The sequence below is a fragment of the Micromonospora sp. NPDC051227 genome (assembly GCF_044455385.1).
GTDB lineage: Bacteria > Actinomycetota > Actinomycetes > Mycobacteriales > Micromonosporaceae > Micromonospora.
This window is the reverse complement of the sequence record NZ_JBITET010000010.1, coordinates 56531-76994: the sequence shown is the minus strand read 5'-3', so window position 1 is coordinate 76994 and position 20464 is coordinate 56531. Positions and strand designations below refer to the sequence as shown.

The window sequence follows — 20464 nt, the reverse complement described above, 5'->3', positions numbered from 1 at the left end:
GGCGGTCAGCGGCGGGATGCCGGCAGCGGCTGGGCGGGTCGCTGCATGGCCTGTTGGCGTACGGAGATGCCGTTGGGGCTGCCCTCGGAGCGGACGACCTCGCCGGTCTCCAGCACCTGCTTGAACCGGCGCAGGTCGTCGCGGACCTGCTGCTCGGGTTCCTCGCCGAAGAGCTTCGCCACCGCTCGGCCGAGCGCGCCGGCCGGCGGCGCGTAGCGCAGCTCCACCCGCACCTCGGTCCCCCGGTCGCCGGGCGCGGGCACGAACCGGACCCGACCTGCGTTGGGCACCCGGGTCCCCGGCAGCGACCGCCAGGTGATCGACTTGTTCGGCTGGTCGTCGATGATCTCAGCGTCCCACTCGACGCGGTGACCGGCCGGGCCACGGGCGATCCAGTGCGAGCGGCGCAGGTCGTCGGCGCGCACGGACTCCAGGTGCGCCATGAACCGGGGCAGGTTCTCCATGTCCCGCCAGAACCGGTACGCCTCGGCGGGCGACCGGTTCACCGTCACCGCGATCTGCATCTTGATCACCCGGGCGCGGGCCCGTCGAGCCCGCCCGACGCGCACGGCGGCGAGCACGTCGACGGCGGTGATGCCGGCGACGGCGAGCGTGGTCAGCGCGACCCGGCGGCGGCGTTCACCGCTGCGGTCGGCGAGGGCGCGGCCGAGCACTGTGAGGTCCATGGCGTCGCCGGCCACCCGGCTCCAGGCCCAGCCGGCCGGGCGGCGGCCGCTGAGCAGGCCGGCCGCGCTGCCCAGTTCCCGCAGACCGACGGCCGGGAGCACGGATCGCGCGACCGGGGAGTCGTCCACCCCCGTCATCCGCGCGAGGGGTCCGGGCGCGACCAGAGCGCCCACTCCGAGGGCCAGGCTCAGCAGGCCGAGCGCGCTCGGCAACGTCGCCGGCACCGGCCCGTCCAGCTCCGGCAGGAGCACAGTGTCGACATGACTCATGTCCGGTCCCTTCCGGTGGGCGTCGCCGCCGGTTCGCGGCGAGGGTTGGCGGTGGTCCCGCCCCCGTGACGCTATGCCGTACCCGTGTCCGGTGCGCGACGTTCGGGCATAAAACGGCATTGGCGTAGCACGCGTGAGTTGCCCGTCCGCCTCAGTCAGCATCACGACATTGACCGATTTGGATCAGCAACGCACCGTTACCGTCTGCTCACCCCGCCACGACGCCGGAAGGACCACCGCTGTGAGCCGCACACTCCTGCGCCACCTGACTGCCACCATGGCCGCCGCCCTGCTCATCGTCGAGGCCGCCGCGCCGGCCGCCGCGTCTACCCAGCCGCTGTCGTCCGCGTCTGGAAGCGTCCGCACCGTGGTGCGCGACGCGGCGACCGGCGCGCCGGTCCCCCGGGCCTGCGCCTCGCTCGTCCCGGTGGACGCCGCGGCCCTGGCGGCGATCGGGATCGGCGAGGACCAACTGGGCCGGTACGGGGGCTGCGCCGACGAGCAGGGCGTCCTGGTGACCGGGGACGTCGCCCCGGGGAGGTACCGGCTGCTGGTGCGCCCCTACGACACGACGGCGCACGGCTGGCAGTGGGTGGGCCGGCACGGCGGCACAGGTGAGCGTGAGCGGGCACAGGTGGTCCAGGTACGCGCCGGCGCAGTGACCAGCGCGCCGAACGTCTGGCTCGACCCGCCGGGCACCATCGTCGGGGTGGTGACCGACGCGGCGACCGGCGCACCGGTCTTCCGCGCCCGGGTCATGGTGGTGCCCTACGTCCCACACCCGAAGTACGACGACCACGGCCCGACCACCGACGAGGAAGGCCGCTACACGATCACCGGCCTCGGGCCGTACCACTGGCCTGTGCAGTTCGCCGCCGCCGGGCTGGCGACCGTGTGGTCCGGCGGGGTGGGCAGTCGGCAGCAGGCGCGGCCGGTGCGGGTCCGCGCCCAACAGACGGTGACCCTGAACCAGGCGCTGCCCGCCGGGACGCCGCTCAGCGGGGCGGTACGGGTCGATGAGCTGCTCACCTACGCTCAGGTGATCGCGTTCGACGCGGCCACCGGGGACCTGGCCGGCGTCGCGGACGTGGGCAGCGGTTACGCCCTGCGCCTGCTCCCCGGCCAGCGGGTGAAGCTGCGCTGCGACTGCGCGTACACCCCGCCGGTCTGGCACCGCGACGCCGCCGGCTTCGACGCCGCGACTGCCGTGCGGGTCCGACGGGCGCCGGCCGTGGTGGACTTCAACCTCGACTGACCCGGATTCTGGCCAGCCGCCGGAACCTTCTCCCCGGCCCGTTGGTGGGAGTGGTGGACGGGTCGACGGGCGAGCCGGACCACGTCCTCGTCACCACGGACGCGACCACCTGGACCCGCTTCCCGCTCGCACCCTGAACGAGGGGGCACCACCCGGCGTTAGGAGTGCGCGACAGTGGGTAGCCGGCATCCGCCCTTACCAGCGCCCGAGGAGGTGGGATGTCGGAGACCAGCGCCTTCTTCGAGCGGTTGACGGTCGCTGGCCAGGATCCACGGTTCAGCAAGGTCTGTGGCAGCGTGCGATTCGACATCCGCGACGACGGCAACCTGGAGCAGTGGTTGCTGGACATCGATCATGGCCGGATGCGGGTGACCCGAAGCGATGCCCCCGCCACCACGGTGATCCAGGTGTCCGCGCAGCTCGCGGAGGCGATGGCGCGGGGCGAGGTGAACGGGCTGGCGGCGATCACCCGGGGCGAGATCATGGTCGACGGTGATCTCGCCCTGGCACTGCGCATCGGGCGGCTGTTTCGGCGAGAGCCGGGGCGGCTTCAGCGCGAGGATCCCGACAGTGGGACGTGACCGATGAGGGACATCGCGGGCACCGTGGCGTGCATCGACGGGAACACCTTCATGGTGTCCGACGCCAGCGGCGACGTGGAGTCGTCCCCGAGCACCCCGGTCGGCCTCTTCGCCGCCGACACGCGCTTTCTGTCCCGCTGGAGGCTCACCGTCAACGGCGAGTGCATGACCGCGTTGTCGGTCGACGACAGCCAGTACTTCGAGGTCACGTTCTTCGTGGTGCCGGGCGCGGCGGTGGACTACGTGGAGGCCGACGTGTCGGCCATTCGGCGCAGACGCATCGGCCCGGACCTCACCGAGTCACTGACGATCTTCAATTACGGTGAGCGGGACATGACGCTCGACGTGCGTCTGGAGGTGGCCGCCGACTTCGCCGACATCTTCGAGATCAAATTCGACGTCGGCGAGAAGAGCGGCGCGTACTACACGCACGTCGGCCCGAACGAGTTGCGCCTGGGCTACCGGCGCGGCACCTACCGACGTGAGGTCGTCGTGTCGGCCAGCGAGCCCGCGGAGTTCGGCCCGGGCGGCCTTGGCTTCTCGGTCCGGCTGCGCCCCGGGCAGCAGTGGTCCACCCGGTTGCAGGCCGTCATGTTGGCGCTGCGCCCGGACGGCGTCGACCTGCGCTCCGCCCTGCGGGCCCTACGGCCGGACGACTCCACCCTGCCCACGAGCATGCAGGCCTGGGTCGCGGCGGCCCCGACCCTGGACACCGAGAGCGTCGGCCTCCAGCAGGTCTACCACCGCAGCCTGGTGGACCTGGCGGCGCTGCGCTTCGCCCCGCTCTCGCTCGGCGGGGCGAGCGTGCCCGCGGCCGGCTTGCCCTGGTTCATGACCCTGTTCGGCCGCGACAGCCTGTTGACCTGCCTGCAGACCCTGCCGGTCACCCCGTCGCTGACCCCACCGACACTGCGGATCCTCGCGTCGTTGCAGGGCGCCCGGGACGACGACGTGTTGGAGGAGGACCCGGGCCGGATCCTGCACGAGCTGCGCTACGGGGAGTCGGCCGCGTTCGAGGAGCAGCCACACTCCCCCTACTACGGCACTGTGGACGCCTCGCCGCTGTTCGTGGTGCTGCTCGACGAGTACGAGCGGTGGAGCGGCGACGCCGCGCTGGTGAGGGAGTTGGAGCAGGAGGCCCGCGCGGCCCTGGCCTGGATCGACCTGTACGCGGATCTGAACTCCACCGGCTACATCTGGTACCAGCGACGCAACCGCGCCACCGGCCTGGACAACCAGTGCTGGAAGGACTCCTGGGACAGCATCTCCTACGCCGACGGCCGGCTGCCGGGCTTCCCGAGGGCCACCTGCGAAACCCAGGGGTACGCCTACGACGCCAAGATCCGAGGGGCCCGGCTGGCCCGTACGTTCTGGGGTGATCCCGCCTTCGCCGAGCGACTGGAGAGCGAGGCGGCGGCCCTGTACGAGCGGTTCAACCGGGACTTCTGGCTTGAGGACCGTGGCTTCTACGCCCTCGCGCTCGACCACGACGGCACTCCCGTGGACAGCCTGTCGTCCAACATCGGGCACCTGTTGTGGAGCGGCATCGTGCCACCGGAGCGGGCTGCGCGGGTGGTCGAGCACCTGATGGGGCCGGCGCTCTTCTCCGGTTGGGGGGTGCGGACGTTCGCCGAGGGGCAGCGCCGCTACAACCCGCTCGGCTACCACAACGGCACGGTCTGGCCGTTCGACAACTCGTTCATCGCGTGGGGTCTGCGCCGCTACGGGTTCGGTAACGAGGCGGCCCGCATCGCCGAGGGCATCCTCTCCGCCGCCACCTACTTCGAGGGTCGGTTACCCGAGGCGTTCGGCGGGTTCGACCGCGACACCACCAAGTTTCCGATCCGGTACCCGACCGCGGGCAGTCCGCAGGCATGGTCCAGCGGTGCCTGCATGCTGCTGATCCGCACCATGCTCGGCATCAACCCGCACGAGGACCACCTGGCCGTGGACCCGGCGCTGCCCGCCACCTTCGGGCGGATCGCGCTCCTGGACATCCCCGGCCGTTGGGGCAAGCGCGACGCGTTCGCACGCCAACGCCCCGACCAGCGCTGACGGCACGGTCAGCCGACGGCTGGCCCGGTGGCCCGGAAGGTGCGCCGGTACGCGTCCGGCGGTACGCCGACGGTGCGGTGGAAGTGTCGACGCAGCGTCGCGGCGGTGCCCATGCCGGCCGCCTGGGCGATGGCGTCGATGCTGTCGTCGGTCTTCTCCAGCAGCTCCTGGGCGCGGCGGATCCGCTGCGTCGACAGCCACAGCAGTGGGGTGGTGCCGGTGGCCGACCGGAAGTGGCGGGCCAGGTTGCGGGAGCTCATGTTCGCCTGCCGGGCCAGGTCCTCGACGGTCAGCGGCCGGTCCAGCCGGGCCAGCGCCCAGGGAAACAGGGTGGCCAGCGGGTGGTCGTCACGGGCCGGCACCGGGGTGGTGACGTACTGGGCCTGACCACCGGCGCGGTGCGGTGGCACGACCAGGCGGCGGGCGACGGCGTTGGCGACGGTCGAGCCGTGGTCGCGGCGGATCAGGTGCAGGCACAGGTCGATCGCGGCGGCCTTCCCGGCGGAGGCGAGCACGGTGCCGTTGTCGACGTAGAGCACGTCCGGGTCGACCCGTACCCGGGGATAGCGGGCGGCCAGCGCCTCGGTGTGCGCCCAGTGCGTGGTGGCCCGCAGCCCGTCGAGCACCCCGGCGGCGGCCAGCACGAACGCGCCGGTGCACAGCGAGACCATCCGGGCGCCGGCCCGGTGGGCCGCGCGGACGGCGTCGAGCAGGTCGGGGGGTACGTCCGCATCGACGTGCTCGACCGACGGGACGATCACGGTGTCGGCTCGGGCGAGGCGGTCCAACCCGTCGTCGGGCGCCACCAGGAAGCGGCCGACCCGGACCGGGCCGGGGCCGCAGACCATCACGTCGTACCAGGGGTCAGCGAGGCCGGAGGGGTCGTGGGCGAAGACCTCGCAGGCCAGGGCCAGCTCGAAGTGCAGCATCCCGTCGGTGGCGGCGATCGCGACAAGGGCCATGTCCGAAATTGTACGGGGGTTGGCGTTCCCGACACTGGTCGGCCGCCGACCGCTGCGGGAGGCTGGTCCCAGTCGATCTTTCGAGGGGGCAGCGATGGGCCACAGCGTGGCGGTGTTCGGGGCGTACGGGCACACCGGACGGTTCGTGATGGCGGAGCTGCGCGAGCGCGGGTTCGCTGCCCTGCCGGTGGGCCGCGACCCGCGCCGGCTGGCGGCGTTCGGGCTCGACTACCGGGTGGCGTCGGTCGACGATCCGACCTCGCTCGACGCGGCGCTGGCCGGCGCGGACGCGGTCATCAACTGCGCCGGCCCGTTCGCGTCGACCGCCGCCGGTGTGATCGAGGCCGCGCTGCGCGCCGGGGTCCCGTACGTGGACGTGGCGGCCGAGATCGAGGCCAACCTCGACACGTTCACGCACTTCACCGAGCGCGCCCGGGCGGCGGGTGTCGCGGTGGTCCCGGCGATGGCATTCTTCGGCGGGCTCGGTGACCTGCTCGCGACGACGGCGATGGGCGACTGGACGTCGGCCGACGAGGCGCACGTCGCGTACGGACTGAGCAGCTGGCACCCGACGGCCGGGACGGTCGCCGCGGGCGTCGTCTCCCGCGAGCGCCGCGCCGGCCGTCGGGTCCGCTACACCGGGGGCCGGTTGGAGTACCACTCCGGCGGGGAGCTGCCGAGGGTGGACTGGGATTTCCCCGCGCCGCTGGGCCGGCGCACCGTCCTCGGGGAGTTCACCATGGCCGACGTCGTCACCATCCCCCGCCACCTGGTCATCCCCGAGGTCCGCACGTACATGACCGTCGACGCCACCAACGACCTGGCCGTCGCGGCGGCGCCGGTCGCGGTCGACGAGCGGGGCCGGTCGGCGCAGACGTTCACTGTGGACGTCATCGTGCGTCGCGGCGACACGCGTCGCCGCGTCGCGGCCAGTGGCCGGGACATCTACGCCGTCAGCGCGCCCCTGGCCGTGGAGGCGGTCGGACGCGTCCTCGATGGTCGGACGAGGACCAGCGGCGTCGCCTCCGCCGGCGAGATGTTCGACGCGCCCGACTTCCTACGCGCGCTGTCACCGGCCATCTGCGTCGAACCGGTCAGCGACCGAGGCCGATAATTCGGCCATGATTCGTTACGCAAAATTCGTAATCTTCGAACCAGAACGGAGCGATGGGAATTAAAAGAAACTTAAGACCGCGCGGGCGAAAATTGTCATCCGGAGCCGCCGTGCTGGCTGCCAGGGCACTTGTCGACCGGCCTCCTTAATTCTTTCCCGGCGAGTTGATGAAGGCTCCTGACGTGCACATACTCCTTCCGACAGAGCCTTATCGTCGACGCGAAGGAAACCACTGGCAATGCGGACTCCCCCCGCGCACGTCGCACCGCCGGATCGGGCGCGAAAGCGTCGTCGCCTCACTCGCATCACGCTCGCCTCAGCGGTCGTCGCCGCACTGGCCGGCAGCGGCATCTACATCGCCGGCGCCCAGGCCGAAGAGGTCGCCGTGCCCGGCCGGGTGCAGGCAGAGGCCTTCGCGGCACAGTCCGGGGCGCAGACCGAGGGCACCGGCGACGCCGACGGCGGCCGGAACGTTGGCTGGCTGGCCAGCGGCGACTGGCTGCGCTTCGACGGTGTGTCGGTAACGGGCGTCGACCTGACGGCCCGGGTCGCCTCGCACAACGCCGCCGGCGGCACTGTCGAGTTGCGCCTCGGCGCGCAGAACGGTCCACTGCTGGCCAGCTTCCCGATCGCCCAGACCGGCGGTTGGCAGAAATGGACGACCGTCACCGCGAAGGCGTCCGCTGTGCCGGCCGGCGCGCAGACCGTCTTCGCGGTCATGAAGAGCACCTCGACGTCGGATTTCGTGAACCTGAACTGGTTCACGTTCGGCCCCGCGACGGGCACGTCGCCGAGCGCCTCGGCCACGCCGAGCACGTCGGCCGCCCCCTCGGCCACGCCGAGTTCCACCGCGTCCGCGTCCCCGTCGACGTCCGTCCCGCCGAGCGCACCGGCCGGCGGCTGGGTGCCCGTCGACCAGGCCAAGTGGAGCAAGGAACTGGCCTCCTTCAACGCCATCAAGCCGAAGCCGGTGCCGCCGGGCACCACCCGGGTGCCGGAGTTCCACACCGACTGCGGCGTCGCGAATTCCGCCCCGGACGACCCGATCGTCCTGCCTGGCCTGTCCGGCGCCTCGCACATGCACACCTTCTTCGGCCCGAAGATCGACGCCTTCGCCACGACGGACAAGCTGTTCGCCGCGGCGAACACCTGCAACGCCCCGGGGGACAAGAGCGCCTACTGGACCCCGGAGCTGCGCAAGGACGGCGAGGCCGTGCCGATCAAGAGCATGCGCATCTACTACGGCTCGCGGGTCAAGGACCCGTCGACCGTCAAGCCGTTCCCGCCGGGTCTGGTCGTGGTCGAAGGCGACGCCAAGCGGCAGGTCGACACTCCGAAGAACGCCGGTAGCAACCAGTTCTGGTGCGCGGGCAGCGCCGAGATCGGCCGCAGCGCCGACGGCAACTGGCCGAAGTGCGCCCCCGGCGGCAACCTGATCTTCCAGCTCGTGTTCAAGGACTGCTGGGACGGCAAGAACATCGACTCACCCGATCACAAGTCGCACATGGGCGACCCGGTGAACGGCGTCTGCACCGGCACGTACCCGGTGGCCGTGCCGGATCTGTCCTTCATGGTCAACTACGAGTCGCTGGGCGGTGACGGTCTGAGTCTCTCCTCCGGCAAGCCGTCGTCCATGCACGGCGACTTCATGAACGCCTGGGAGCCGGAGCGCCTCGGTGACCTGGTGAAGTCCTGCCTCAACCAGAACGCCAAGTGCGGGGTCGACACGACCTTCGCCGGCGGCTGACCACCGCCTCCGCTGCCGACGGACGGCCCCCACGCTCAGGCGTGGGGGCCGTCCGTCATGGCAACCGGTGCGACAACGCCGCGATGATCAGATAATCCCCTTGAATCCGGCTGCCTTGCACGCGGCGGACATGTCGTTGCCGGCCTTCTCGAAGGCAGGGTTGTCGGCGGCGGTCGCCGGGTCGGCCGCAGCCGCGGCCTTGGCCGCCTCCGCGCCGAACGCCCGCAGGGCGGTGGCCACCTTGCCGTCGCCGGTCGAGGCGACCGCGACCATCTTCTTGTCCAGGTCGCTCAGGATCTTCTGGTAGTCCGCCGGGGAGTCCTGGCCGGTCGTGGCGACCTTCACCAGCTCGGCCTTCATCTCGTCGCTGACCTTCTTCGCCGACTCGCAGAGTTCCTTGTCGCTCGCGGCGCCCGCGGCGGGTGACGAGGCCGGCGTGGCGGCAGCGGAGGTGGCCACCGCGGACGGGGCTGCGGAGGTGGGAGCGGGCGTGGTGGATCCGGCGGTCGTCGCCTTGTCGGTGTCGCCACAGGCGGCGAGAGCCGTCGAAGCGGCAAGGATCAACATGGCTGAGGCAAGACGGGAAGGCTTCACGGACGCGCACGATAGTCGAAGTCCAAACGATGATTAATTTGATTGGCGACTGCCACTCCGCGTGCTGTCAGCGGCGATTCACCGTCGCCCACTGGCCACCGCACGGCAACCAGCTGTGTGGACGGCAGGCTGGTAGGAAGAGGCGAGTTGCCTCACCTCAGGGAGATGATCGTGGCACGTTCCTACCTGTCCCGCCGTTCGCTGCTGACCGCCGGGGGCGCCGCCGCCGTGGCGCTCGGCGCGACCGCAGCCATCCCGTCCGCAGGCTCCGCCGCCCCAGCCGACGACCCGGTCGACACGCCGACGGAGGCGCTGCGTCGGCTACAGGCCGGCAATCGGCGGTTCACCTCCGGCCACGGCCGGCACCCGCACCAGGGCCTGACCGACCTGCACCGGCTCGCCGCCGGCCAGCACCCGTTCGCCATCACGGTCGGCTGCGCGGACTCCCGGGTGGCTCCCGAGGTGCTCTTCGACCAGGGGTTGGGTGACCTGTTCGACAACCGGGTGGCCGGCAACATCGTCGACGACCTGCTGCTCGGCAGCGTTGAGTTCGCGGTGGAGGAGTTCGGCAGCCTGCTGATCGTCGTCCTCGGCCACGAGCGCTGCGGCGCGATCACCGCCACCATCGATGCCATCCACAGCGGCGGGACGGCGCCCGGGCACATCGGCACCATCGTGGATGCCCTGCGCCCGGTCGTCGAGCCGGTGCTGGAGCAGCCCGGCGACCCCGTGGAGAACGGGGTGCGGGCCAACATCGCCGCCCAGGTGGGGGCGCTCACCGCACGCAGCACGATCATCGCGGAGAAGGTGCACGAGGGTGCGCTGCGGGTGGTGGGCGCCCGCTACGACCTGGACAACGGGCGGGTTTCCCTGATGGCCTGAGGCATCACCCGATGCTGGGCCACCCGGACGGCGACGCTGGTCGGTCATCTGCTGCCGCCGACCGGCGCCGCCGGTCGCGTCGCGGCCGACGGGTACGGCGGTAGTAGGACCAACCGGCCAGCGGCAACGCGACCGCCCACGCCAGCAGGAGCGGCAGGCCGATCAGGACGCCGGTCGGGGTGAAGATGTCATCCGCACCGGGATCCCCCAGGTCCGCGGCGAACTGCCAGGGCAGGGTCGCCGAGTAGCTGATCATCAGGGCGGACCCCAGCACCGTCGGCGTCAGCGGCACCCACGGTGGCACCCGACGTCCCCGCAGCCACGGCACCCACCCGGGGAAGACCACCCCCCAGTCCTGAATGAGCCCCAGTGCCAGAACGCCGCCGAGCCCGGCGAGGACGCACAGGAGACCCAGGTAGAACGCGCCGGCCGGTAGGCCCAGGAATCCGTCGACCGGGTGGTCCCCCACCCCGGGCCCGCGACCGTGGTACCACTCGCGGAACGGGTCGGGACTGGCGAACAGCGGGATGCCGAGGATCCATGGCACGTGCAGCGGGATGAACCCCAGTACGGGGGCGACCCACGCCACGTGGCCGGCTCGGCGGGCCCATGGCGGTGGTGGCGGCGCGGGCGTGGTCCTTGCACGTGGTGTTCGAGTCACAGCGTCGTCTCCCTCAGCGGTGGGCGTCGGCACATCCGAGATCACCGTCGCCGAACGGCGAGGCGAGCGAATCGCCGTGCGGAGGGAACCACCTCCCCCTGACCGGGGAGGCGCATTTTCGTCACGACGGCGCGTGTGACGAAAACCCTTTCCGGCGGCGAGCCACACTCCGAGGCTGGACACCATGGATATGACCCGGCTCGACCGACCGGGCGACGGTCTCCCACCGCCCTCGCCCGGGGACACCCTCGCCCGAATCACCACCGTCGACGCACTGCGGGGAAGCGCGCTGCTGCTCATCCTGCTGGTGAACATCGCGTTCTTCAGCTCCGGCTACGACTTCCACCTGGTCGACGATCCGGCGCGCGGCGCGCTCGACCTGCTGATCTCCGGCGCGGTGGAGCTGCTGTTCGCGATGAAGGCGTACCTGCTGTTCGCCTTCCTGTTCGGCTACAGCTTCACCCTGCAACTCGACTCAGCGGCTCGGCGCGGAGTGGCGTTCCGCCCGGCGTTCCTGCGCCGGCTCTCCGGCTTGTTCGTTCTCGGCGTGCTGCACGCGGTGCTGCTGTTCCACGGCGACATCCTCACCACGTACGCGCTGCTCGGTCTCGTACTGCTCGCGGTCCGGCGGATCGAGCCCCGCACCGCGCTGGTCGCGGCGGCGACCATCATCTGCGGCATCGCCGTCGTGGTCGGGATCGCCGCGGTCCTCGGTGCCACGCTGGTTCCGGACGAGGCCGCCGCGGTCAGCGCCGGTGCGCGTTCGACGCTGGCGCTGGGCGGTGGCTTCGGCGATGTCGTCCTGGAGCACCTGCGGTCGATGCCGGCGATGATCGGCGGTCTGGCCGTGCAGGGGCCCCTGGCGTTCGCGGCGTTTCTCGTCGGGCTCGCCGCTGGCAAGCACCGGCTTCTCGCCACAGTGCCCGCCCACGAGGATCTGCTGCGCCGGTGCGAACGGGTGGGGTATCCGATCGGTCTGGCGGGCGCCGTCGTGTTCGCGGTCGGTGGCTCCACGGCGAACCTGACCGGACTGATGGTCAGCATCGTCACCGCGCCGTTCCTGGCCGCCGCCTACGCCGCGACCCTGCTGCGCCTGTTCACGCGGCGACCGCGCCTCGCGGGTGCGTTCGCGCCCGCTGGGCGGATGGCCCTGACGAACTACCTGGCCCAGTCGCTCATGTGCGTGCTCGTCTTCACCGGTGTCGGGTGGGGCCTGGTTGGGCGCACCTCGCCGGCACAGACACTGCTGATCGCACTGGTGATCTTCGCGGTCCAGCTGGTGGCAAGTGCGTGGTGGCTGCGGCGATTCCGGTACGGCCCCGTCGAATGGGCGCTGCGCGCCTGGACCCACCGGGAGCGCCGCCCCAACTAGGGTGCTGACATGGTCGATCGGCACCAGGTGATGAACTTCCGGGTCCGGGCCCAGCAGCTCGACCGGGACGAGGGCACGCTCGCCGACACCGCCGTCCTGGACCTCGGCGTGCAGAACACCGGTCCGGACGGCGCACGGTGGGCGCTGGCGGTGCGCGGGGTCGACGTGACCGCGTTGTCCGACACGGAGCTGGTCCTGCTGTGGACCGTGCGAGGCGCCCCCCACCTCTACCGCCGGGCCGACGTTGCGAAGGTGGCAGCCGCCGTCGAACCCTTCTCCGAGGCCGACGCGGGCAAGCGCATCTACGACGCCGCCAAGCCGCTGAAGGCCGCCGGCATCGACACCCTCGCGGCCCTGGACGAGATCGCTGCCCGGATGCGGGCCGTCGTCAGCACACCGACGGTCAAGGGAGACGTCTCCGGCCGCCTGGCCACGATGTTGCCTGAGCCGTACCTGCGGTTCTGCCGGCCGTGCGACGCCACGCACCTCTACGAGATGCCGTTCCGGCTCGCCGCCCTGCGGGCCGGACTGGAGTTGCAGCTCGACACCTCACCCCCGGTCCTGCGGCGCATCACCGGGTTCCGGACGGCAGCCGCTCCGGGTGACCGCTTCGACCTCGTCCGCGCGTACCTTCGCCTGCTCGGCCCGGCCACCCCGAAGCAGGTGGCCGACTATCTCGACGCCCCGGTGAAGGACGTGAAGGCGCGCTGGCCCGAGGATGTGATCGAGGTGACGGTCGACCGCGAGGTGCGTTTCCTGCTGGCCGCCGACGAGGAGGCGCTGGAGTCGGCCGACGGCCGGGGCACCCGCCTGCTCGGCCCGTTCGACCTGTTCCTGCAGGCCAAGGACCGGGCGACGCTGGTGCCGGACGCCGCCCACGCCAAGGAGCTGTGGCCGGTGCTGGGTCGCCCCGGCGCCGTCCTGGTCGACGGCGAACTGGTCGGCACCTGGCGTCCCCGCAAGTCCGGCAGGACGTTCACGGTCGCCGTCCAGCCGTGGCACCGACTGTCGGACGCCACGCGTAAGGCCGTTACCGCGCAGGCCGAGCACCTCGCCGCGTACCGCTCCGTCTCCCTCAGCGGCGTCGACTTCGGCGGCTAGTTGTACTGACCACGGACGTTCACGGTGTTGGATGACACGCCGCTCAGCCTCCGAGGTGGGCGCCGTGTCTGCGTCCAGGCTGTGCCGGTGGCAGAACCCGTGCGTGTGCGGCGGCTTTCCGACCAGGAAGGTCAGCAGCTACTCGCCTCGGCCGGCGGCAACACCGTGCCGGTGATCGCAAGGCTGGTCCAAGCCGACGAGGACTCGGTCCGGCAGGTCATCCACCGGTTCCGCCGGGCTCCTCGATCAGGGCGATCCACGCCTACCGGCGGTGGCGCAACGCCACCGCCCGACACCCACACGTCCTCGCCGCACGACGCCGCGAGCGCGCTCGCATCCGCTCCGAACGCCAACGACGATGGGGTCAGCCCGCCGTACGAACGGCAGCCTGACCCACACCGTGAACGTCCATGGTCAGAGCACTAGCAGGGCTTGGCGTACCAGTACGGGTCGAATTCCACCCAGCTTGCGCCGGCTCCGTCGACGAAGCCGTGGGCTTCATTGCCGTTCTGGTCCAGCAGATAAGCCCAGTAGCTCGGAGTCTGGTTGTTGTAGACGGACCCCCAGCCGTTCCAGTTGAACAGCGCGTAGTTGCCGCAGGCGTAGATCACGAACATGCGGCCGCGGAAATCGCCCTCGGTGTAGAGGCACAGGGCGGTGTAGGGGCAGGAGCCCGCGGTCTGCGAGGAGATCCCGGAAACGCTTGCGTTGTTGTTGTCGTCGGGGCCCGCCTGGATGGCCTGCGCGGAGATTCCGGCAACGCTCGCGCGGCTGCTGTCGTCGGGGTTGGCGTGGGCGGCCGAGGGCACCGTGAGGGTGGCGACGACAGCGGCGAGTGCGGCGATGAGGAACAGCCGTGGTTTCATGCGACTACAGTGATCAATACATGGCACTGCGTCAATAGATTCGATCTGTGGGGAAAATAACGCATGCGTCCCGTTCTCGTGAATCGGGCTCGTGCCCAGCTCGCCCGGGTACTGACGGGCCCGCCGCCACAGCCCCACCAGACACAGGACCCGGGCCCCCAACCATCAACACCACCGCCTGTTCGCGGTCGTCGGCCACGATGCCGGCGAGACGGTGGAGGCCCTCGCCGCCTTCCCAAACCGCCGCGCCCGCACCGGATCAGCCAACCAACCCACCCCGTCCGGACGGATGCCACCCGGCGTGTCACCAACCCGGTGAAGTTTCATGGACGACGCACTAGCCGGCGACGGCGCTCACTCCACCGACCAGGCGATGGCGGGCGGGTGTACCCGAGCGCAGATCGGCTCACCGGCGGCGTCGGTCAACCCGACCCGACCGACAAGCGTCCCGTTGCCCTCGTGGGCGGTGCGCAGCAGTTCGGTCGGCACGTCGGTGAACATCAACTTCGCTCGTCGGAACATCGCGAAGCCGTCCTGGGTCACCGAGCCCCAGCTCACATAGAGAAACCGCGCCCCGGGGCGGCCGTGCACCCAGGGGCCACCGACGTCGAGTGCTCCGTCGATCTCACGGCTGGACACTTCGAAGGACCAGGTGGCGCTTGCCGCGTCGGCCGGCACCTGATCGACGACATCGGCCTTGCGTTGAACCCCGACGTGCACGTTGCCCCGCCGCAGCGCGTCAGCCTCCGCACCGGGGCGCCGACCTGGGAGATCGCTGCCGTCGATCCTGATCCGCATTCCACCGACTCTAGTTAGTCGGCCGGTTGCTCGGCGGTGTCGTTCTCGCCGTACTCGCCGCGGATGGGCAGGTAGTAGGCGGGCAGGAACGCGGCGATGATGGCCACACCGGCGATCGGCACGAACGCGCCGACGAGAATGCCGGAGCCGATCCAGACCAGCGCGAGCGCGAACCGGCGACCGATGGCCCGGGCACCGAAGGGACCGAGGCCCGGCTCCAGCAGTTTGGCGCGGCGCAGGTGCGCCCACACGAGGTTGAAGAGGGCCGCCGCCGTCCACAGTGTGCCGCCGTAGACGACGACCGACGCACGCAGCCCCTGCTCCGCGCGCAACGCGTCGGCGAGCAGCGACGTGGAGAACGGCAGGAACGCGATGACCATCAGGAGCAACGTGTTGAGGAACAGGACCCCTCGGTCGACGTGCCGGACGCGGTCGAACATGACGTGGTGATTCACCCACACCTGCCCGATGAGCAGGAAGCTCAACGCGTACGCCAGGTACGACGGCCACAGCGCACCGAGCCCCTGGGCGAGGCGCTCGAAGTCGTGGGGCGGTTGGATCTCCAGCACGAGGAGCGTCACGGCGATCGCGAAGACACCGTCGCTGAAGGCCAGCAGACGGCCGGGGCCACGGATGAGCCGCGACGTTTCCCTTTTGGGAGGCACGCGGCGAATTATGCTATAGGTCAGCTTTCATCACTGGCGGAGCGACGCCAGAACTGGCGTGGCGCGAAACCCTCACGTCGCAGCCAGTGCTCGGTGTAGACGATCCGCTCCGCCTCGACGACCACGAGGGTGTCCTCGGGCGGCTCGGACAGCGCCCGTCCCCGCTCGGCGTGCTCGTTCTCCCACCGAACCGCCGCCCAGCGGCCGGCTGGTTCACTCCACCGTCCAACCGAGGCCGGGGAGGGTGAATCCGTCCGCGTCGGCACGCGGGAACGCCCGATTCACCGATCCGAACGAGTACGCCATGAAAGACTCGCCCGGCTGGCGGAAGGGGCGGGGATGCAACCAACCTGGCTCGTGGCGCTCTCGTGGGCTTCGCTCGCGGTCGGCGTCGTCAGCTTCGCGGTCGTGCTGGCCGACACCTATCTCCGCGGAAACCGTCAGCCGGTCCGGGTCATGGCGATCGTCTGGCTGGTGACCGTCCTCTACATCGGCCCGGCCGCTGTCCGCCTCTACTGGAACTGGGGCAGGCCCGCGGCGTTCTCTCAACGGCGGCAGGAGGGTCGACCGCGACGGCCGCGCCGGGGCATCGTCGTCACCCACGTGTCCCGCTGCGGCGCGCACTGCGCTCTCGGGTTCATCGTCGCCGAGGTCGCCCTGTACGCCGTGAGATTCGACCCGGCCGAGAATCCGCTGTGGGTCGCCTACGCCGGCGACTACCTGATGGCGGTGACGATCGCCGTGGTCTTCCGGTACTTCGCCGGGCCGGGTCGTAGCCTCGGAAAGGTCTGGCACGCGCTGTCGAGCGTCGGCAGGATCGAGCTGCTGACCATCACCGTGTTCGAGGCGGCGTTGTTCGTGTGGCTCACCCTCGCGCATCGGGTGGTCTTTTCGGAGCCACACCTGCGACCCGACAGCCCGACGTTCTGGTTCGCCGGTCAGCTTGGGCTGATAGCTGGCTTCATCGCGGCCTGGCCCACCGCCTCGTGGCAGCTCGGCCGAGGGCTGAGATTCGAGCCGCGCCGACTCCCCTACGACTGAGCGGGGGCCCGATCGCGACTCGACCGCCCCGGCAAGGAACAAGCGGCACAAAAACAAGCGGCAAGGAGATCACTCTCCCTGCCTCTTCTAACGTATACCGCACCTGGGGGCTTGCGGCAAGACCCCGGTCGTGGCGCAGAATCGGCGGCCGGACCAGCACGAACGAGGTAACGGGGGCGCGACGTGGGTGTGTTGTCGATGGGTGAGGGCCGCGGCGACCGGGTGCCGCTGTTGGATCTTCGAGAGGTCGACGAGACGCAGGTGTCGGACGTCGGCGGCAAGGCCGCGCACCTGGGCGCGCTGTCCCGGATCGACGGCATCCGGGTGCCGGCGGGGTTCTGCGTCACGACGGCCGCCTTCCGGCGGATCATGGCGCAGACGCCGTCGATCGATGATCGGCTCGATCAGCTGTCGCGCCTGAGCCCGGACGACCGGGAGGCGATTCGCACGCTCAGCGCGGAGATCCGCCGCAGCGTCGAGGAGACCCCGATTCCGGGCGATCTGGCCGCCGCGATCACCAGCACGCTCGACCGGTTCGGCGAGCGGGCCGCCTACGCCGTGCGGTCCAGCGCGACGGCGGAGGACACGCCCACGGCGTCCTTCGCCGGCCAGCAGGACACCTACCTGAACGTGGTGGGGCCGGAGGCGATCCTGCGACACATCAGCAGGTGCTGGGCGTCACTGTTCACCGAGCGGGCCGTCATCTACCGCCTTCGCAACGGCGTCGACCACCGCACGGTTCAGATGGCTGTCGTCGTACAGCAGATGGTTTTTCCGGATGCCTCCGGCATCCTGTTCACGGCGGACCCGGTGACCGGCAACCGGAAGGTCGCGACAGTGGACGCCAGCTTCGGCCTCGGCGAGGCCCTGGTGTCCGGCCTGGTGAACCCGGACGTCTTCACTGTGCGCGACGGCGAGGTCGTCGCCGGCACTGTCGCCGCGAAGCAGCGTGCCGTCACCGCGCTGCCCGGCGGCGGCACGCGGGAAGTGGCGATCGACAGGCAGCGGCAGGAGCAGCCGGCGCTGACGCGGGCGCAGGTGGTGCGACTCGTGGGGCTCGGACGACGGATCGAGGCGCACTTCGGCCGCCCGCAGGACATCGAGTGGTGCCTGGTCGACGACGACTTCCAGATCGTGCAGAGCCGGCCGATCACCACGCTGTTCCCCATCCCGGCGGCCGACGACCAGGAGAACCACGTCTACCTCTCGGTCGGTCACCAGCAGATGATGACCGACGCCATGCGGCCGCTGGGTCTCTCCATGTGGCAGTTGACGGCCATCGCCGCGATGCTGGAGGCCGGCGGGAGGTTGTTCGTCGACGCCACCCGGCTGCTGGCCTCGCCCACGAGCCGCGCCGGCTTCCTGACCATGGCGGGCAAGTCCGATCCGCTGATGAGGCACGCGCTGGAGACCCTGATCGACCGCGGAGACTTCGTTCCGACGCTCCCGGACGGGGGCGGTCCCCCCCGGCTGACGACCGGCGGCGCGTCCACCTCGATCGAAACCGACCCGGCGATCGTCACCGAGCTGATCGAGCGCAGCAAGGCATCCATCGCCGCCCTGCGGCGCGACATCGCGACGGTGACCGGTACGGCACTGTTCGACTTCCTGCTGGAGGCCTTCCAGGAGCACAAGCGGGTCCTCGGTGATCCACTGAACATGCAGGCGATCATGGCCGGCATGGAGGCCACCTGGTGGCTCAACGACCAGCTGCACGAGTGGCTGGGCGAGAAGAACGGCGCGGACACCCTCACCCTCTCCGCGCCCGGCAACGTCACGTCGGAGATGGGGCTGGCGCTGCTCGACGTCGCCGACGTGATCCGGCCGTATCCGGAGGTGGTGGCGTTCCTCCAGGACGTCGCGCACGACGACTTCCTCGTCGAGCTGCCGAAGGTCGCGGGCGGGGCCGAGGCGCGCGCCGCCATCGAGGCGTACCTCGACCGGTACGGCATGCGCTGCGTCGGCGAGATCGACATCACCAGGCCGCGGTGGAGCGAACGCCCCAGCACCCTGGTGCCGGTGCTGCTGGACAACATCAAGCTCTTCGAGCCGGGCGCGGCCCGGCGGCGCTTCGAGCAGGGCCAACAGCAGGCGCAGCAGCGGGCACAGGACGTGTTGACGCGCCTGCGGGCGCTGCCGGACGGGCAGCAGAAGGCCGACGAGACCGCACGGATGATCGACCGGGTGCGGACCTTCACCGGCTACCGGGAGTACCCGAAGTACGACATCATCAGCCGCTACTTCATCTACAAGCAGGCCCTGCTGGCAGAGGCCGAGCGCCTGGTACGCGCCGGGGTGCTCACCGAGACCGAAGACGTCTTCTACCTCACGTTCCAGGAGTTCCACGAGGTCGCGCGCACGCACCGGGTGGACGACGAGCTGATCCGGCAGCGCCGGGACGCGTTCCGGTCGTACCAGGCGCTCACGCCGCCCCGGGTGCTGACCTCCGACGGCGAGGCGATCAGCGGGGCCTACCGACGCGACGACGTGCCGGCCGGCGCCCTGGCCGGTGTGCCGGTGTCCTCCGGGACTGTCGAAGGACGCGCCCGCGTCATCCTGGACATGGCGCAGGCCGACCTCGAAGCGGGTGACATCCTCGTCACCGCCCACACGGACCCGAGCTGGACCCCCCTGTTCGTCGGTATCGCCGGACTGGTGACGGAGGTCGGCGGGTTGATGACGCACGGCGCGGTGATCGCGAGGGAGTATGGCCTGCCGGCTGTCGTCAGCGTGCTCGACGCCACCCGGCTGATCCGCGACGGGCAGCGGATCCGCGTGCACGGCAGCGACGGGTACGTCGAGATCCTGCCCTGACCGACGGCGCTACAGGAGGAACGACGATGGCGGTTTCGGTCCGACGGCTGGCGATAGTGGTGGCCACGGCGTCGACAGTGGTGTCGTTGGCGGGGTGCGGCAGCGGCGGCGAGGCGACCGAGGCGCGGACGACGCCGAGCCCGGAGGTGACGCTCGCCCCGTTGCCGGCCGCCGATCAGGAGTTCCGGCGGCTGGAGGAGCAGTTCGGGGCACGACTCGGGATCTACGCCGTCGACACGGGCACCGGCCGCACTGTGGAGTACCGCGCCGACGACCGGTTCGCGTACGCCTCGACGTGGAAGGCGTTGGCCGCCGCCGAGGTGCTCGACGGCACCACCGACGCCCAACTCGATCGCGTGGTGCGGTACTCGGCGCGGGACCTGGTGGCGCACTCCCCCGTCACCGGGAAGCACGTCGGCGAGGGCATGAGCCTGCGGGCCCTCGCCGACGCCGCCGTGCGCTACAGCGACAACACGGCCGGCAACCTGCTGCTACGCCACCTCGGCGGGCCGCCGGGGTTCGAGGCGAAGCTGCGCGCGCTCGGCGACACGGTCACCGACGTCGCCCGCTACGAGACCGCGCTGAACGAGGGAACACCGGGCGACAAGCGGGACACCAGCACCGCCCGGGCCCTGGCCGGCGACCTCCGGGCGTACACGGTGGGGGTTGCCCTGGAACCGGCCGACCGCGACGTGCTGGTCGGCTGGCTGCGGGGCAACACCACCGGCGCGGCGCTGGTCCGCGCCGGGGTGCCGGCCGGCTGGGTGGTCGGGGACAAGACCGGGACCGGCGGGTACGGCACCCGCAACGACATCGCGGTGATCTGGCCGCCGGACCGGGCCCCGATCGTGCTCGCCGTGCTGTCCAGCCGCGACAAGGAGGACGCCACCCCCGAGGACAGTCTCATCGCCCAGGCCACCCGCGTGGTCGTCGCCCAGCTGGGAGCATGAGTCCGTCAGTCGCGGCGCGGCTGTCGTACGCCGCCTGGGGCCCGTCGTCG

The 20464-nt window shown here is 70.9% G+C and carries 18 protein-coding genes and 1 pseudogene; 11 read left to right on the top strand and 8 right to left on the bottom strand.

What is annotated here, in order from left to right:
* Positions 1-5 precede the first annotated feature (5 nt).
* Positions 6-956, bottom strand: a complete 951-nt coding sequence (locus ACIA47_RS23220; RefSeq protein WP_203118457.1) for an SRPBCC family protein — start codon at positions 954-956, stop codon at positions 6-8.
* A 241-nt stretch (positions 957-1197) separates the two neighbouring features.
* Here ACIA47_RS23220 and ACIA47_RS23215 point away from each other — a divergent pair, with 241 nt between their 5' ends.
* The 3 genes from ACIA47_RS23215 (at position 1198) to ACIA47_RS23205 (ending at position 4847) form a co-directional block, all read left to right on the top strand.
* Positions 1198-2211 (top strand): carboxypeptidase-like regulatory domain-containing protein, encoded by a 1014-nt coding sequence (locus tag ACIA47_RS23215; RefSeq protein ID WP_203118455.1) that lies wholly within the window; start codon positions 1198-1200, stop codon positions 2209-2211.
* 218 nt (positions 2212-2429) lie between these two features.
* Positions 2430-2792 carry an SCP2 sterol-binding domain-containing protein gene (locus tag ACIA47_RS23210; protein WP_396710607.1) on the top strand — a complete coding sequence of 121 codons (363 nt, stop codon included), beginning with the start codon at positions 2430-2432 and terminating at the stop codon, positions 2790-2792.
* Between the two features lie 3 nt (positions 2793-2795).
* Entirely contained in the window at positions 2796-4847 is a 2052-nt protein-coding gene (locus ACIA47_RS23205; protein WP_396710605.1) for a glycogen debranching N-terminal domain-containing protein, read from the top strand.
* Positions 4848-4855: 8 nt separating this feature from the next.
* On the opposite strand, the gene ACIA47_RS23200 is transcribed toward ACIA47_RS23205, so the two are convergent.
* Positions 4856-5809 (bottom strand): helix-turn-helix domain-containing protein, encoded by a 954-nt coding sequence (locus ACIA47_RS23200; RefSeq protein WP_203118453.1) that lies wholly within the window; start codon positions 5807-5809, stop codon positions 4856-4858.
* A 94-nt stretch (positions 5810-5903) separates the two neighbouring features.
* On the opposite strand from ACIA47_RS23200, the gene ACIA47_RS23195 reads away from it, so the two are divergent.
* Positions 5904-6923 carry an NAD(P)H-binding protein gene (locus ACIA47_RS23195; protein WP_396710603.1) on the top strand — a complete coding sequence of 340 codons (1020 nt, stop codon included), beginning with the start codon at positions 5904-5906 and terminating at the stop codon, positions 6921-6923.
* Positions 6924-7161: 238 nt separating this feature from the next.
* Positions 7162-8670 carry a DUF1996 domain-containing protein gene (locus ACIA47_RS23190; RefSeq protein WP_396710601.1) on the top strand — a complete coding sequence of 503 codons (1509 nt, stop codon included), beginning with the start codon at positions 7162-7164 and terminating at the stop codon, positions 8668-8670.
* 87 nt (positions 8671-8757) lie between these two features.
* Here ACIA47_RS23190 and ACIA47_RS23185 read toward each other — a convergent pair whose 3' ends face one another.
* The gene (locus tag ACIA47_RS23185; RefSeq protein WP_203118449.1) at positions 8758-9264 is read right to left on the bottom strand and encodes a hypothetical protein; all 507 of its coding nucleotides are present in this window, start codon (positions 9262-9264) and stop codon (positions 8758-8760) included.
* 171 nt (positions 9265-9435) lie between these two features.
* On the opposite strand from ACIA47_RS23185, the gene ACIA47_RS23180 reads away from it, so the two are divergent.
* A complete protein-coding gene (locus ACIA47_RS23180) occupies positions 9436-10146 on the top strand; it encodes a carbonic anhydrase (protein WP_396710598.1) in 711 nt (236 codons plus the stop codon).
* Between the two features lie 4 nt (positions 10147-10150).
* Here the strand turns inward: ACIA47_RS23180 and ACIA47_RS23175 are convergent, their stop codons facing one another.
* Positions 10151-10735 carry a hypothetical protein gene (locus ACIA47_RS23175; RefSeq protein WP_396710596.1) on the bottom strand — a complete coding sequence of 195 codons (585 nt, stop codon included), beginning with the start codon at positions 10733-10735 and terminating at the stop codon, positions 10151-10153.
* Between the two features lie 256 nt (positions 10736-10991).
* Here ACIA47_RS23175 and ACIA47_RS23170 point away from each other — a divergent pair, with 256 nt between their 5' ends.
* On the top strand, positions 10992-12179 hold the full coding sequence (locus ACIA47_RS23170) for a DUF418 domain-containing protein (protein WP_396710594.1): 1188 nt from the start codon (positions 10992-10994) through the stop codon (positions 12177-12179).
* 9 nt (positions 12180-12188) lie between these two features.
* The gene (locus ACIA47_RS23165; protein WP_396710592.1) at positions 12189-13280 is read left to right on the top strand and encodes a winged helix DNA-binding domain-containing protein; all 1092 of its coding nucleotides are present in this window, start codon (positions 12189-12191) and stop codon (positions 13278-13280) included.
* 422 nt (positions 13281-13702) lie between these two features.
* Here the strand turns inward: ACIA47_RS23165 and ACIA47_RS23160 are convergent, their stop codons facing one another.
* The 4 genes and pseudogenes from ACIA47_RS23160 to ACIA47_RS23145 form a co-directional block, all read right to left on the bottom strand.
* Positions 13703-14146, bottom strand: a complete 444-nt coding sequence (locus ACIA47_RS23160; RefSeq protein WP_203118442.1) for a peptidase inhibitor family I36 protein — start codon at positions 14144-14146, stop codon at positions 13703-13705.
* Positions 14147-14500: 354 nt separating this feature from the next.
* Positions 14501-14944 (bottom strand): DUF5990 family protein, encoded by a 444-nt coding sequence (locus ACIA47_RS23155; protein ID WP_396710590.1) that lies wholly within the window; start codon positions 14942-14944, stop codon positions 14501-14503.
* Between the two features lie 14 nt (positions 14945-14958).
* Positions 14959-15609 carry a TMEM175 family protein gene (locus tag ACIA47_RS23150; protein WP_203118431.1) on the bottom strand — a complete coding sequence of 217 codons (651 nt, stop codon included), beginning with the start codon at positions 15607-15609 and terminating at the stop codon, positions 14959-14961.
* A 20-nt stretch (positions 15610-15629) separates the two neighbouring features.
* A pseudogene (locus ACIA47_RS23145) lies at positions 15630-15812 on the bottom strand (pyridoxamine 5'-phosphate oxidase family protein); the annotation flags it as partial.
* A gap of 136 nt (positions 15813-15948) precedes the next feature.
* On the opposite strand from ACIA47_RS23145, the gene ACIA47_RS23140 reads away from it, so the two are divergent.
* The 3 genes from ACIA47_RS23140 to bla all read left to right on the top strand — a co-directional run bounded on the left by ACIA47_RS23140 (position 15949) and on the right by bla (position 20414).
* The gene (locus ACIA47_RS23140; RefSeq protein WP_396710587.1) at positions 15949-16650 is read left to right on the top strand and encodes a DUF4396 domain-containing protein; all 702 of its coding nucleotides are present in this window, start codon (positions 15949-15951) and stop codon (positions 16648-16650) included.
* A 198-nt stretch (positions 16651-16848) separates the two neighbouring features.
* The gene (gene rph / locus ACIA47_RS23135) at positions 16849-19464 is read left to right on the top strand and encodes a rifamycin-inactivating phosphotransferase (protein WP_396710585.1); all 2616 of its coding nucleotides are present in this window, start codon (positions 16849-16851) and stop codon (positions 19462-19464) included.
* 26 nt (positions 19465-19490) lie between these two features.
* Positions 19491-20414 carry a class A beta-lactamase gene (gene bla, locus ACIA47_RS23130; RefSeq protein WP_396710583.1) on the top strand — a complete coding sequence of 308 codons (924 nt, stop codon included), beginning with the start codon at positions 19491-19493 and terminating at the stop codon, positions 20412-20414.
* Positions 20415-20464 lie beyond the last annotated feature (50 nt).

Excerpts from the sequence above, each read along its gene's own strand:
- ACIA47_RS23220 (WP_203118457.1), bottom strand. The coding sequence starts at position 956 with ATGAGTCATGTCGACACTGTGCTCCTGCCGGAGCTGGACGGGCCGGTG.
- ACIA47_RS23210 (WP_396710607.1), top strand. The coding sequence starts at position 2,430 with ATGTCGGAGACCAGCGCCTTCTTCGAGCGGTTGACGGTCGCTGGCCAG.
- ACIA47_RS23205 (WP_396710605.1), top strand. The coding sequence starts at position 2,796 with ATGAGGGACATCGCGGGCACCGTGGCGTGCATCGACGGGAACACCTTC.
- ACIA47_RS23200 (WP_203118453.1), bottom strand. The coding sequence starts at position 5,809 with ATGGCCCTTGTCGCGATCGCCGCCACCGACGGGATGCTGCACTTCGAG.
- ACIA47_RS23195 (WP_396710603.1), top strand. The coding sequence starts at position 5,904 with ATGGGCCACAGCGTGGCGGTGTTCGGGGCGTACGGGCACACCGGACGG.
- ACIA47_RS23190 (WP_396710601.1), top strand. The coding sequence starts at position 7,162 with ATGCGGACTCCCCCCGCGCACGTCGCACCGCCGGATCGGGCGCGAAAG.
- ACIA47_RS23170 (WP_396710594.1), top strand. The coding sequence starts at position 10,992 with ATGGATATGACCCGGCTCGACCGACCGGGCGACGGTCTCCCACCGCCC.
- ACIA47_RS23165 (WP_396710592.1), top strand. The coding sequence starts at position 12,189 with ATGGTCGATCGGCACCAGGTGATGAACTTCCGGGTCCGGGCCCAGCAG.
- ACIA47_RS23160 (WP_203118442.1), bottom strand. The coding sequence starts at position 14,146 with ATGAAACCACGGCTGTTCCTCATCGCCGCACTCGCCGCTGTCGTCGCC.
- ACIA47_RS23155 (WP_396710590.1), bottom strand. The coding sequence starts at position 14,944 with ATGCGGATCAGGATCGACGGCAGCGATCTCCCAGGTCGGCGCCCCGGT.
- ACIA47_RS23140 (WP_396710587.1), top strand. The coding sequence starts at position 15,949 with ATGCAACCAACCTGGCTCGTGGCGCTCTCGTGGGCTTCGCTCGCGGTC.
- rph (WP_396710585.1), top strand. The coding sequence starts at position 16,849 with ATGGGTGAGGGCCGCGGCGACCGGGTGCCGCTGTTGGATCTTCGAGAG.
- bla (WP_396710583.1), top strand. The coding sequence starts at position 19,491 with ATGGCGGTTTCGGTCCGACGGCTGGCGATAGTGGTGGCCACGGCGTCG.